Consider the following 14,025-nt stretch of genomic DNA (forward strand, 5'->3'; position numbering starts at 1 on the left):
AGAGTGATCGAGGTTCCCAAACCTCGACATTGTGTTTTTCGGTATGATGTTGCTTCTCGCAAGCTCGTCACTCCACTAACACAACGTTAGCGAAACATGTTTCGCTGACAAACGTTGTGTCCCATTCGTCTAGAGGCCTAGGACACCGCCCTTTCACGGCGGTAACAGGGGTTCGACTCCCCTATGGGACGCCACTGGGTCGTTAGCTCAGTTGGTAGAGCAGTTGACTTTTAATCAATTGGTCGCAGGTTCGAATCCTGCACGACCCACCATCTTCACCACAGAGAATGTAAAACGTATGTGGGCGATTAGCTCAGTTGGGAGAGCACCTCCCTTACAAGGAGGGGGTCACTGGTTCGAGCCCGGTATCGCCCACCACATTTCCTTTATGCTACGTTGACGCTTTTCTCGTTTAGTGAACTAAACGTCGAAATACTTCGCCTTGCCTAAAGAAAAAGCACACTCTCTAATCATTTTCTGCAACGGACTCGCAGACCCTTTAAATAACATTTACAGGGTGCGATTTCTTGCCGCCCCAATTCGGGAAGAAAGTCATTAGAAAGTGGTTTTGTACCACGTTCTCTTTACGAGAAATGCTCTTTAAAAATCTGGAAAGCTGACTAAACAAACTGATTCAGTTTGTTTGTAAAAGTTCTCAAATGTTGATTCTTCGGAGTTAACACCAAACACATTCAAGTGTTCTTGGTTTCATCCTTCTCCTAGAGAGGTGATGAACAATATTTGAGTCCGGCGAAATCGTTCATCGCTTTATGTTTCCGCTTTTTAAGAAAAAGCAGAGGCAAAAAGGGTGAACATGTTCTTATAAGAACACCTTGGTTGTTTAAACCTACGAAACCTCTTGGGGTTGTATGGTTAAGTGACTAAGCGTACACGGTGGATGCCTTGGCAGTCAGAGGCGATGAAGGACGTAGTAACTTGCGATAAGCCCAGATAAGGCAGTAACAGCCATTTGAATCTGGGATGTCCGAATGGGGAAACCCACTGGCATAAGCCAGTATCCCACACTGAATACATAGGTGTGTGGAGGCGAACTCGGGGAACTGAAACATCTAAGTACCCGAAGGAAAAGAAATCAATTGAGATTCCGGCAGTAGCGGCGAGCGACCCCGGATTAGCCCTTAAGCGTTTTATGAGTTAGTGGAAGCCTCTGGAAAGTGGCGCGATACAGGGTGATAGCCCCGTACACGACGGCTTGTTTAACGTGAAAACGAGTAGGACGGGACACGTGTTATCTTGTCTGAAGATGGGGGGACCATCCTCCAAGGCTAAATACTCCTGACTGACCGATAGTGAACCAGTACCGTGAGGGAAAGGCGAAAAGAACCCCTGTGAGGGGAGTGAAACAGAACCTGAAACCGTGTACGTACAAGCAGTGGGAGCCTACGTGTTAGGTGACTGCGTACCTTTTGTATAATGGGTCAGCGACTTACGTTATGTAGCAAGGTTAACCGCATAGGGGAGCCGTAGGGAAACCGAGTCTTAACTGGGCGATGAGTTGCATGACGTAGACCCGAAACCGAGTGATCTAGCCATGGGCAGGTTGAAGATTGAGTAACATCAATTGGAGGACCGAACCGACTAATGTTGAAAAATTAGCGGATGACTTGTGGCTAGGGGTGAAAGGCCAATCAAACTCGGAGATAGCTGGTTCTCCCCGAAAGCTATTTAGGTAGCGCCTCGGACGAATACTACTGGGGGTAGAGCACTGTTAAGGCTAGGGGGTCATCCCGACTTACCAACCCTTTGCAAACTCCGAATACCAGTAAGTACTATCCGGGAGACACACGGCGGGTGCTAACGTCCGTCGTGGAGAGGGAAACAACCCAGACCGCCAGCTAAGGTCCCCAAGTTATCGCTAAGTGGGAAACGATGTGGGAAGGCTCAGACAGCCAGGATGTTGGCTTAGAAGCAGCCATCATTTAAAGAAAGCGTAATAGCTCACTGGTCGAGTCGGCCTGCGCGGAAGATGTAACGGGGCTAAGCGATACACCGAAGCTGCGGCAGATATTTATATCTGGGTAGGGGAGCGTTCTGTAAGCCGTAGAAGGTGGTCTGTAAGGGCTGCTGGAGGTATCAGAAGTGCGAATGCTGACATGAGTAACGACAAAGGGGGTGAAAAACCTCCTCGCCGGAAGACCAAGGGTTCCTGTCCAACGTTAATCGGGGCAGGGTAAGTCGGCCCCTAAGGCGAGGCCGAAAGGCGTAGTCGATGGGAAACGGGTTAATATTCCCGTACTGCTGATAACTGCGATGGGGGGACGGAGAAGGCTAGGTGGGCCTCGCGACGGTTGTCGAGGTTCAAGTGCGTAGGTGGGTGTCTTAGGCAAATCCGGGACGCTATACACTGAGACACGATGTCGAGTCACTACGGTGATGAAGTCATTGATGCCATGCTTCCGGGAAAAGCCTCTAAGCTTCAGGTTATCAGGAACCGTACCCCAAACCGACACAGGTGGTCGGGTAGAGAATACCAAGGCGCTTGAGAGAACTCGGGTGAAGGAACTAGGCAAAATGGTACCGTAACTTCGGGAGAAGGTACGCTGCCCATGGTGAAGTCCCTTGCGGATAGAGCTGAGGGCAGTCGCAGATACCAGGTGGCTGCAACTGTTTATTAAAAACATAGCACTGTGCAAAATCGAAAGATGACGTATACGGTGTGACGCCTGCCCGGTGCCGGAAGGTTAATTGATGGGGTTAGACTTCGGTCGAAGCTCTTGATCGAAGCCCCGGTAAACGGCGGCCGTAACTATAACGGTCCTAAGGTAGCGAAATTCCTTGTCGGGTAAGTTCCGACCTGCACGAATGGCGTAATGATGGCCACGCTGTCTCCACCCGAGACTCAGTGAAATTGAAATCGCAGTGAAGATGCTGTGTACCCGCGGCTAGACGGAAAGACCCCGTGAACCTTTACTACAGCTTGGCACTGAACATTGAGCCTACATGTGTAGGATAGGTGGGAGGCTTTGAAACACAGACGCCAGTTTGTGTGGAGCCGACCTTGAAATACCACCCTTGTATGTTTGATGTTCTAACTTAGGCCCCTTATCGGGGTTGAGGACAGTGCCTGGTGGGTAGTTTGACTGGGGCGGTCTCCTCCCAAAGCGTAACGGAGGAGCACGAAGGTGGGCTAATCACGGTCGGACATCGTGAGGTTAGTGCAATGGCATAAGCCCGCTTGACTGCGAGAATGACGGTTCGAGCAGGTGCGAAAGCAGGTCATAGTGATCCGGTGGTTCTGAATGGAAGGGCCATCGCTCAACGGATAAAAGGTACTCCGGGGATAACAGGCTGATACCGCCCAAGAGTTCATATCGACGGCGGTGTTTGGCACCTCGATGTCGGCTCATCACATCCTGGGGCTGAAGTCGGTCCCAAGGGTATGGCTGTTCGCCATTTAAAGTGGTACGCGAGCTGGGTTTAGAACGTCGTGAGACAGTTCGGTCCCTATCTGCCGTGGGCGTTGGATGATTGAGAGGGGCTGCTCCTAGTACGAGAGGACCGGAGTGGACGAACCTCTGGTGTTCGGGTTGTCACGCCAGTGGCATTGCCCGGTAGCTAAGTTCGGCATCGATAACCGCTGAAAGCATCTAAGCGGGAAGCGAGCCTCAAGATGAGTCATCCCTAGGACTTAAAGTCCTCTAAAGGGTTGTTGGAGACGACGACGTAGATAGGTCAGGTGTGTAAGCGCTGCGAGGCGTTGAGCTAACTGATACTAATTGCCCGTGAGGCTTAACCATACAACACCCAAGGGGTTTTGACGGACTCAGAGAGAACCTTGAATGTGCATAACGAGAACAAAGACAGTCACTTTTCAGATGATGGATTTATCCAGCTAGCGCCAAAACAGCGCAGGGATAAAGTACGAAAGCAAGGCATTTTGTGAGCCGAGCGAGGGAGTGTACGACTGTACATGAGCGAGTGAGGGAGCAAAGTAACGCCGCTAGCGTGCTTTATAGCCAGCGGGATAAAGCCACAGAATTTGCTTGGCGACCATAGCGTTATGGACCCACCTGACTCCATGCCGAACTCAGTAGTGAAACGTAACAGCGCCGATGGTAGTGTGGGGTCTCCCCATGTGAGAGTAGGACATCGCCAGGCTTTATTTGCCTATCTTGGTTATTGCTTGCATCTTTTGATACTTGCGATGCTCATGTGTTAACCCACACTGCGCTTCTCAGTTCAAAATCTGCTTCGCATAACATAAGATATCCTAAACAAAGCAGTTCGAATAAGACTTTGTTTGGGTGAATATTTGCTGATATAGCTCAGTTGGTAGAGCGCACCCTTGGTAAGGGTGAGGTCCCCAGTTCAAATCTGGGTATCAGCACCAGAATTTAAATTTTGTCTGGCGACCATAGCGCGATGGCCCCACCTGATCCCATGCCGAACTCAGTAGTGAAACGTTGCAGCGCCGATGGTAGTGTGGGGTCTCCCCATGTGAGAGTAGGACATTGCCAGATACCTCTTCAAACCCGTAGCGGAGACGCTGCGGGTTTTTTCATATCTGCCCCCTGATCAATCTCACAAATGTACTTGAACCGCTAAAGGGGATGTTATAGGGTTAATGGAATTCTAGACGTCTATACATCTTAACGAGGGAGTGATTTAAGATGCCGATTAAAATTCCTGATCAGTTACCGGCGGCCAGTACCCTGCGTCAGGAAAATATATTCGTGATGCCAGAGACCCGAGCTGAAAGCCAAAACATCCGTCCTCTGAAAGTGCTGCTTCTCAATCTGATGCCTAAGAAGATTGAAACGGAAACGCAGTTTATGCGCTTGCTCTCTAACAGCCCACTTCAGGTCGATGTCGAACTGCTGCGTATTGATGACCGACCGAGTAAGAACACTCCCACTGAGCACCTTGATACTTTCTACAGGCAGTTTCAAGGTATCCGTGAGCGCAATTTTGATGGATTGATCGTAACAGGAGCTCCTTTAGGTCTTGTACAGTTCGAGGATGTGATTTATTGGGAACACCTACAGGACATCATGAATTGGGCGAAAGAACATGTCACTTCGACACTTTATGTATGTTGGGCGGCGCAAGCGGGTCTGAAGCTGCTTTATGATTTGCCGAAGAAAACCCGCAGGGAAAAGCTATCCGGTGTGTATTGGCATAAAACGCATAAAGAGCACAGTAAAAACCCAATACTTCGTGGTTTTGATGACTCTTTCCTTGCGCCACACTCTCGCTATGCGGACTTCTCTCCTGAGTTTCTGGCCGAGCATACCGATCTCGATATCCTCGCGACCTCCGCAACTGCCGGCACTTACCTAGCGGCAACCAAAGACAAACGAAACGTGTTTGTCACCGGGCATCCAGAGTATGACTCTCATACGCTACATAATGAATACGTGCGCGATGTAGGGGAAGGTATGGAGCCTGCAGTCCCATCTAATTACTATCCGGATGATGATCCAACACAAGAGCCTTATGTCAGCTGGCGAAGCCATGGGCACATGCTTTTTGCCAACTGGCTTAATTACTGTGTTTACCAGCAAACGCCTTACGACCTCGATCACTTCTCCGAGTCAGCGTTTACCAAGGATGATGATGAATAATAGAAAAGCCTGCGATTGCAGGCTTTTTTGGCTTTTGAGGTTTAGTCCTGAATAACGTCTGTTCTTGGTTCGGTATCTTTATAACTGCTCGGTTTGATTTCCATGTCTCGCTCAGCAACCTTGGATTTCTCAATCATTTTTGTGATTGTTGAGCCTTGTACAAGGATAGAGAACACCACTACTGCATAAGTCATCACTAGGATGATTTCCCGTACATCAATATTCTTTTCAGGCAGTACTATATAGCCTGCAGGTACTGCCATTGCCATGGCTATTGCAAGGCCTCCGCGTAATCCCCCCCAAGTCAGGATTCGCACTGAGTAAGGGTTGTAGTCACGGTAGCGATTGAAGCCAACGTAACAAAGGCGCACGCTGAGATAGCGCGATACCAGCACCAGCGGCACGGCGAATGCCATGATGATCCAGTCTTCCTTATGAAAGCTGAATGTCAGCATGCTCAGGCCGATCAACAGGAAGAGGACACCATTGAGGAACTCATCGACTAACTCCCAGAAGTGGTCGAGATGATCTTCACTTTCTTTTGAAAAGCCGATGTAGCGCGTCCAGTTACCAATCATGATACCTGCAACGACCATGGCGAGCGGTCCAGAAACCCCAATCAGGCTGGCAAATACATAGCCGGCTGTTGGTATGCCTAAGGTTAGTAACAGCTCCATCGAGTGATCGTCGGTGTGGCAAATCAGGTAGTGGAACAGCAAGCCAAGTAAGAAGCCATACACGATGCCGCCAATCGCTTCATGCAGGAAGAGCTCAACGATACCCATCACGGTTGGAGCTTCGGTGCCGAATGCGACGGTGAAGAGAGTGATAAAAATCACCAGGCCAAAACCATCATTGAACAAGGACTCGCCCTCAATCTGCGTCGAGATACGCTTTGGCGCATTGAGCTTTTTAACGATGGCAAGGACAGCGATGGGATCAGTAGGAGAAATCAGGGCGCCAAACAGTAGGCAGTAGATGAAGTCGAATGGAATACCGATGAGCTGGAAGAAGAGCCAGGCGACACCACCGATAAAGAAAGTGGATACGAGTGTTGCTCCAAGTGCCAGCACTGTGATTTCCCATTTCTGGTCTGTAAGGTTGGGCAGTTTTACCCCAAGACCACCGGCGAAAAGTAAAAAACCTAATACGCCTTTCAACAAGAAATCATCGAAGTGAATTTCATTTAGGGTCTCGGCAGCGAGATCTTTTAAATCGAACCAGTTGTTGTGTCCTGAGATAACTATCCCAAGCGAGAGGATAAGGGCACCGGCAGTAATAGCGATAGTTGTCTGCATTTGGCCAATTTTGCTATTGATAAAGGCAATTAGCATGGCTGCTGCAGCGAGAAAGCAGAGTGTTGTATAGACGGTCATTGATGACCCCGTGTAGGCTGAGATTGTGATTCGGAAAGTTGTAACGAAATATAAATCCATGCGGCGCAGAAAACTACAACAAATGTGCGTCAGCGGAGAGGTTAACGCTGTGCTGAGTTTAATTAGACGTCTAGATTTCCATTTGGTCTGTGATACTATGCGAATAGCGAGAAATATAAGAAGGATCTGCGGTTGTGAGTAGTAAGGAAACACTGGAAAAACTGTTAGCGGAACGCATTTTGATCATCGATGGTGGCATGGGCACCATGATTCAGGGCTATAAGCTCGAAGAAGATGATTACCGCGGTGAACGCTTTGCTGATTGGCATTGCGACCTTAAAGGCAACAACGACCTTTTGGTACTCACGCAACCCCAGATGATTAAAGATATCCATGCCGAATATCTTGAAGCAGGCGCGGATATCCTTGAAACCAATACCTTTAACGCGACCACCATCGCCATGGCTGACTATGAGATGGAAAGCCTGAGTGAGGAAATTAACTTTGCGGCAGCCAAGTTGGCACGTGAAGTCGCTGATGAGTGGACGGCGAAAAATCCGGATAAGCCGCGCTTTGTGGCTGGGGTATTGGGTCCAACCAACCGCACCTGTTCGATCTCTCCCGACGTTAACGATCCCGGTTACCGTAATGTCAGCTTTGATGAGCTGGTAACCGCGTACTCGGAGTCTACCCGCGCGCTTATCAATGGCGGCGCTGATCTTATTCTGATTGAAACCATCTTTGACACTCTGAACGCCAAAGCCTGTGCTTTTGCGGTTGAGACCGTTTTCGAAGACATGGGCACCCAACTGCCAGTGATGATTTCCGGCACGATCACAGACGCATCAGGCCGTACCCTGTCAGGCCAAACGACAGAGGCTTTCTATAACTCTCTGCGTCACGTCAAACCGATCTCCTTTGGTCTGAACTGTGCGTTGGGCCCTGATGAACTGCGCCCTTACGTGGAAGAACTGTCACGCATCTCTGAAACCTTTGTTTCTGCGCACCCGAATGCCGGCCTTCCGAATGCCTTCGGTGAATATGATCTGTCTCCGGAGGACATGGCTGCTCATGTGAAAGAGTGGGCGGAAAGTGGCTTTCTGAACATGATTGGTGGCTGTTGTGGTACGGCACCAGAGCACATTCGCCACATGTATGAGGCGACCAAGACGGTTAAGCCCCGTGCATTACCAGATCTTCAGGTAGCGTGTCGCTTGTCAGGCCTTGAGCCACTGACCATTGAAAAAGAAACCTTGTTCATCAACGTTGGTGAGCGTACCAACGTGACAGGCTCTGCGCGCTTCAAGCGTTTGATCAAAGAAGAGCAGTACGATGAAGCGTTGGAAGTGGCACGTCAGCAGGTAGAAAACGGCGCGCAGATCATCGATATCAATATGGATGAAGGCATGTTGGATGCGGAAGCCTGTATGGTGCGCTTCCTGAATCTTTGCGCCTCCGAGCCTGAGATCTCCAAAGTGCCGATCATGGTCGACTCTTCCAAGTGGGAAGTCATTGAAGCTGGCCTGAAGTGTATTCAGGGTAAGGGCATCGTTAACTCCATCTCACTCAAAGAAGGTAAAGAGAAATTCGTTGAGCAGGCGAAGCTGATTCGTCGCTATGGTGCGGCCGTTATTGTTATGGCCTTCGATGAAGTCGGTCAGGCAGAGACCCGTGAGCGCAAACTCGAAATCTGTACCAATGCCTACCGCATTCTGGTGGACGAAGTTGGCTTCCCGCCAGAAGACATCATCTTTGACCCGAACATCTTTGCTGTGGCAACCGGTATTGAAGAGCACAACAACTACGCCGTCGACTTTATCGAAGCGGTTGCGGACATTAAGCGCGACTTACCGTATGCGATGATTTCAGGTGGTGTGTCGAACGTCTCCTTCTCGTTCCGCGGCAACAACTATGTCCGCGAAGCTATCCACGCTGTGTTCCTTTATCACTGTTTCAAGAACGGTATGGACATGGGCATCGTGAATGCCGGTCAGCTTGAAATCTACGATAACGTCCCCGAGAAACTTCGTGAAGCGGTGGAAGACGTGGTACTGAACCGTCGTGACGACAGTACAGAGCGCCTTCTGGATATCGCAGCGGAATACGCGAATAAAGGTGTCGGCAAAGAAGAAGATGCTTCTGCGCTGGAGTGGCGAACCTGGGCGGTAGAGAAACGTCTTGAGCACGCCCTGGTGAAAGGTATTACCGAGTTCATCGTTGAAGACACAGAAGAAGCCCGCGTTAATGCATCTAAGCCGCTTGAAGTGATTGAAGGGCCACTGATGGACGGCATGAACGTCGTCGGCGATCTCTTTGGTGAGGGTAAAATGTTCCTGCCTCAGGTCGTGAAATCAGCCCGCGTAATGAAACAGGCGGTGGCGCACCTTGAGCCTTTTATAAACGCTGAAAAACAGGCAGGCTCCACTAACGGTAAGATTCTGCTGGCAACAGTGAAAGGTGATGTTCACGATATCGGTAAGAACATCGTTGGCGTCGTACTCCAATGTAATAACTACGAAATCATCGACCTCGGCGTGATGGTGCCTTGCGAGAAGATCCTCAAAGTCGCCAAAGAAGAGAACGTCGATATCATTGGTTTGTCCGGTCTTATCACGCCATCGCTCGATGAAATGGTTCATGTCGCGAAAGAGATGGAGCGTCTGGGCTTCGACTTGCCGCTACTGATTGGCGGTGCAACGACCTCTAAAGCCCACACAGCGGTGAAGATTGAGCAAAACTACAATCAGCCCGTGGTGTATGTGAATAACGCATCACGCGCGGTGGGTGTGTGTTCGTCGCTGTTGTCTGAGAAGCTCAAGCCTGGGTTTGTTGAGAAGCTTCAAGCGGATTACGAAGTGGTGCGTGAGCAGCACGCACGTAAGCGCCCACGTACCAAGCCTGTGACGCTTGAAAAGGCACGTGAGAACAAAGTCGCTATCGATTGGGAAAGCTACACACCGCCAGCGCCAGCGAAACCGGGTGTTCATGTGTTTGAAGACTTTGACGTGGCTACTCTTCGTAACTACATCGACTGGACACCATTCTTTATGACCTGGTCATTGGTGGGTAAGTACCCGACCATTCTTGAGCACGAAGAAGTTGGGGAAGAAGCGAAGCGCTTGTTCAAAGATGCTAACGATCTGCTGGATCGCGTTGAACGCGAAGGCCTGATGAAAGCCAGTGGTATGTGTGCCCTGTTCCCGGCAGCAAGTGTGGGTGATGACATTGAAGTCTACACCGATGAATCACGTACCGAGGTTGCCAAGGTGCTGCATAACCTTCGCCAGCAAACGGAGAAACCGAAAGGCTTTAACTACTGCCTGTCTGACTACATTGCGCCAAAAGAGAGCGGTAAAAAAGATTGGATTGGTGCGTTTGCTGTCACAGGCGGTATTGGTGAACGTGAGCTTGCGGACGAATATAAAGCGCAGGGCGATGACTATAACGCCATCATGATTCAGGCGGTGGCAGACCGTTTGGCTGAAGCGTTTGCAGAATACCTGCATGCACATGTCCGTAAGGAGATTTGGGGGTACGCTGCGGACGAGAACCTATCGAACGATGACCTGATCCGTGAGAAATATCAGGGTATCCGTCCTGCTCCGGGTTATCCGGCTTGTCCTGAGCACACAGAGAAAGGCACCTTGTGGGAGTTGCTGAACGTAGAAGAGACCATTGGTATGTCGCTGACCACCAGTTACGCCATGTGGCCTGGTGCATCGGTATCTGGTTGGTACTTCTCGCATCCGGATTCGCGCTACTTTGCCGTTGCGCAGATCCAGGAAGATCAGCGCGACAGCTATGCCGATCGCAAGGGCTGGGATTTGATCGAAGCAGAGAAGTGGTTGGGGCCAAACCTCAACGGTTAATCTCTAATACCAATCACAGTAGGTAGGTGATCAGAAATAGCGCAGGAAAAATGCTCGAGAACAAGGCGAAAAATTTCGATAAGTAGTTCTTCTACAATCAAATTTTTCAACGCAGTTATCGAGCATTTTAACAAGCTAGGATGAGCAGATATTTACTACGATTGGTATAAGATAGTAAAAAGAAAAATGGCGCTCAGTGAGCGCCATTTTTGTATCCACAGAAGAAGAAATTAATCTTCGAACAACTCTTTGTGTAGCGCGCGGACAACTTCTTTAGATTCTGATGTGCTAGTCAGGAAGCAGAGGTTGTGGTTGCTTGCGCCATAACAAATCATACGTAGGTTGTAGTCTTCCAGCGCGCTGAAGATTTTGGCGGCTGCACCTTTTGATTCGCTCATATGGTTACCAATGAGCGCGACCAGACACATGTCTTGCTCGACGGTTACCTTACAAAGCGCAGCCAGTTCCTGTTCTGCCGCTTCAGGCAATTTAGGTGCACCACCTTTGGTGTTGGTTTGATCCAGTGTCAGAGAAACACTGACTTCAGACGTGGTGATGAGATCAACCGACACTTTGTGCTTTGCCAGAATGTTGAACACTTCCGCCAGGAAACCATAAGCATGGAACATATTCAGACTGGTGAGCGTCACCATGGTCTGGTTGCAACGCAGTGCCAGCGCGCGGAAAAGCGGAGATTTCTCTGCTTGATGACGAATCCAGGTACCGCCTTGTTCAGGGGCTTTAGATGAGCCAACGAAGACAGGAATGTCCTGACGCATTGCCGGGATAAGCGTCGCCGGGTGCAGGATCTTCGCACCGAAGTTTGCCATCTCTGATGCTTCACTGAAGCTGATTTCATCGATAGGACTCGCTGCCGGGGCGACGCGAGGGTCAGTACTGTAGATACCCGGAACGTCGGTCCAGATTTCCAGTGACGTTGCTTTTATGGCTTCAGCTAAAAGCGCTGCGCTGTAATCACTGCCACCGCGACCCAGTGTGGTGGTATTGCCTTGTGCATCAGAGCCGATAAAGCCCTGTGTCACAACAACCTTGTCTTCAAACAACGGCGTTAGCACGGTTTCAGCGTGGTGCGCTGTTTCAATCAAATCCGGGGTGGCTTTACCAAACACGTTGTCAGTTTTCAGCACATCGCGGACATCTGCGCGAACAGCATTGATGCCTTTATCGTTCAGCAGGTGGGTAAAAATATGGGTCGACATCAACTCGCCACAAGCGACGAGGGCGTCAGTAATTTTATCTGAAGGTGAAGTTTCTGCCGCCGCAGAGAGTGTTGCTACTTCATCGAGAATTGCATTCACACCTGATGCAACTGCCGGTGCTTCCGGAAGCTGTTTCAGAATGCTGAAATGAATATCGTGCAGTTTTGTCAGCACTTCCTGCTGCCTGTCATTGGCAACACCATTTGCCAGTTCAACCAGTAGATTTGTCACGCCAGAACAAGCGCTAATCACTACCAGTCGAGTGCTCAAATTCCCTTTAATCACCGCTGCACAGTTAGACATAGCTGTGTAGTCGGCTACACTCGTGCCGCCAAATTTTGCGACATTTAATGCGTTCACTTCCCTTCACCTCCCATAATCGCGAATGGAGTAATCCTGAATAAATAAAGTAATTAGTTGGGAGACAGATAGAGGGTGCGAGCGGGCAGGAAGAAAGGGTATTTCTCCAGAAGCGCTCCATCTCCGTTGAGATGACAATCCGAAGGATTCAACCTTCTAGACCGACAACCCAGCCCCCAAGGTCTGGTATTGCCTCGGCGTCTTACCCCCTCATCGGATTGCATTGGAGTTGGGGCTCCGCAATTCGACTACCTGGTAGACGCGCCTCTTCTGTCTCTGCAGAGCACAAACTGTGCTGAGCAAAAATTGCCCTCTATTGATAAATGTTTGTAATGTTATTGTCAACGTTTGTTTGAGTTTCAAGCACCTCTTTTCAGCCGGGTGAAGGACTTTTGCTTGATGATGCTTGGGTTTATTCAACGTTGAGATTTTAGCCAGCCCTATCCGGTGGTAGGGTAAATAGACCCAAGGAACAAAAGGCAATGGAGAGCAAATAATGACAATTTCACGCTTTATCCCACCACAACGTACCCTGATGGGCCCCGGCCCTTCTGATGTTTCGCCACGCGTATTGCAAGCGCTGGCCCAGCCAACGATTGGTCATCTCGACCCTCTTTTTGTGGGAATGATGGATGAAGTTAAATCACTGCTTCAATACGCATTCCAGACCGAAAACGCCTTCACCATTGCGGTGTCCGCCCCGGGCAGTGCAGGGATGGAGACCTGTTTTGTCAACCTGATTGAGCCAGGCGATACGGTGATTGTTTGTCGAAACGGCGTATTTGGCGAGCGTATGCGTGAAAACGTAGAGCGCTGTGGCGCAACAGCGGTAATGGTTGATGACGAGTGGGGCAAGCCTGTTGATCCTGCAAAGGTCGAAGCGGCTTTGAAAGCGAACCCAGAAGCATCGGTGGTCGCGTTTGTACACGCTGAGACATCGACCGGCGCACTCAGTGATGCGAAGACAATTTCGTCACTGGCGCGTGAGCATGGCTGCCTGACGATTGTTGATGCCGTAACCTCTCTTGGTGGTGTACCCCTGCTGGTGGATGAGTGGCAACTGGACGCAGTGTATTCTGGTAGCCAGAAATGTCTCTCCTGTGTACCGGGCTTGTCGCCAGTCACTTTCTCTCCGCGTGCGGTAGAAAAAATGCAGCAGCGTACTGGTAAGGTACAGAGTTGGTTCCTCGATCAAAGCCTGGTGCTTGGTTATTGGAGTGGTGAAGGCAAGCGTAGCTATCACCACACTGCACCAGTAAACAGCCTTTACGCCTTGCATGAGTCTTTGCTGATGCTGAAAGAGGAAGGTCTGGAGAATGCATGGCAACGTCACCGCGATATGCATGAGTTACTCAAAGCCGAACTGGAAGCGCTGAGTGTTAACTTCCTCGTTGATGCTGACCATCGCCTGCCGCAATTGAATGCTGTCGCAGTACCTGAAGGCGTCGATGATGCCGCGGTGCGTGCGAAACTTCTCAATGACTACAATCTGGAAATAGGTGCGGGTCTGGGAGCGCTGGCAGGTAAAGCGTGGCGTATTGGTTTGATGGGTTATGCGGCTAAACGTGAAAACGTAGCCTTATGTGCGAAAGCACTGAAGGATGTGCTTGGTTAA

5 protein-coding genes, 4 tRNA genes, 3 rRNA genes and 1 riboswitch are annotated in these 14,025 nt (G+C 50.0%); of the genes, 10 read left to right on the forward strand and 2 right to left on the reverse strand.

What is annotated here, in order from left to right:
* Positions 1-118 precede the first annotated feature (118 nt).
* From VP504_RS12890 to metA, 8 genes are all read left to right on the forward strand, one after another.
* A tRNA-Glu gene (locus tag VP504_RS12890) sits at positions 119-194 on the forward strand.
* Between the two features lie 2 nt (positions 195-196).
* A tRNA-Lys gene (locus tag VP504_RS12895) sits at positions 197-272 on the forward strand.
* A 30-nt stretch (positions 273-302) separates the two neighbouring features.
* Positions 303-378, forward strand: a tRNA-Val gene (locus tag VP504_RS12900).
* A gap of 493 nt (positions 379-871) precedes the next feature.
* Positions 872-3,758 (forward strand): 23S ribosomal RNA (locus tag VP504_RS12905).
* A 245-nt stretch (positions 3,759-4,003) separates the two neighbouring features.
* Positions 4,004-4,119 (forward strand): 5S ribosomal RNA (gene rrf / locus VP504_RS12910).
* 156 nt (positions 4,120-4,275) lie between these two features.
* Positions 4,276-4,351 (forward strand) — tRNA-Thr (locus tag VP504_RS12915).
* Positions 4,352-4,365: 14 nt separating this feature from the next.
* Positions 4,366-4,481, forward strand: a 5S ribosomal RNA gene (gene rrf / locus VP504_RS12920).
* A gap of 150 nt (positions 4,482-4,631) precedes the next feature.
* On the forward strand, positions 4,632-5,585 hold the full coding sequence (gene metA / locus VP504_RS12925; RefSeq protein ID WP_325891512.1) for a homoserine O-acetyltransferase MetA: 954 nt from the start codon (positions 4,632-4,634) through the stop codon (positions 5,583-5,585).
* Positions 5,586-5,626: 41 nt separating this feature from the next.
* On the opposite strand, the gene VP504_RS12930 is transcribed toward metA, so the two are convergent.
* Positions 5,627-6,961: a cation:proton antiporter gene (locus tag VP504_RS12930; protein ID WP_325891513.1), complete on the reverse strand. Its 1,335-nt coding sequence runs from the start codon at positions 6,959-6,961 to the stop codon at positions 5,627-5,629.
* Between the two features lie 194 nt (positions 6,962-7,155).
* On the opposite strand from VP504_RS12930, the gene metH reads away from it, so the two are divergent.
* Complete coding sequence (gene metH, locus VP504_RS12935; protein ID WP_325891514.1) at positions 7,156-10,830, forward strand: methionine synthase; 3,675 nt, start codon at positions 7,156-7,158, stop codon at positions 10,828-10,830.
* 230 nt (positions 10,831-11,060) lie between these two features.
* Here metH and lysC read toward each other — a convergent pair whose 3' ends face one another.
* Positions 11,061-12,410, reverse strand: a complete 1,350-nt coding sequence (gene lysC, locus VP504_RS12940) for a lysine-sensitive aspartokinase 3 (RefSeq protein ID WP_325891515.1) — start codon at positions 12,408-12,410, stop codon at positions 11,061-11,063.
* Between the two features lie 102 nt (positions 12,411-12,512).
* Positions 12,513-12,688, reverse strand: a riboswitch (Lysine riboswitch).
* A gap of 218 nt (positions 12,689-12,906) precedes the next feature.
* Here lysC and VP504_RS12945 point away from each other — a divergent pair.
* Positions 12,907-14,025, forward strand: a complete 1,119-nt coding sequence (locus VP504_RS12945) for a pyridoxal-phosphate-dependent aminotransferase family protein (protein ID WP_325891516.1) — start codon at positions 12,907-12,909, stop codon at positions 14,023-14,025.

The sequence above is a fragment of the Grimontia sp. NTOU-MAR1 genome (assembly GCF_035758505.1).
GTDB classification, from domain to species: Bacteria; Pseudomonadota; Gammaproteobacteria; order Enterobacterales; family Vibrionaceae; genus Enterovibrio; species Enterovibrio marinus.

What these genes read in the sequence shown, in the direction of transcription:
- metA (WP_325891512.1), top strand. Translation starts at nt 4,632, where the DNA reads ATGCCGATTAAAATTCCTGATCAGTTACCGGCGGCCAGTACCCTGCGT.
- VP504_RS12930 (WP_325891513.1), bottom strand. Translation starts at nt 6,961, where the DNA reads ATGACCGTCTATACAACACTCTGCTTTCTCGCTGCAGCAGCCATGCTA.
- VP504_RS12945 (WP_325891516.1), top strand. Translation starts at nt 12,907, where the DNA reads ATGACAATTTCACGCTTTATCCCACCACAACGTACCCTGATGGGCCCC.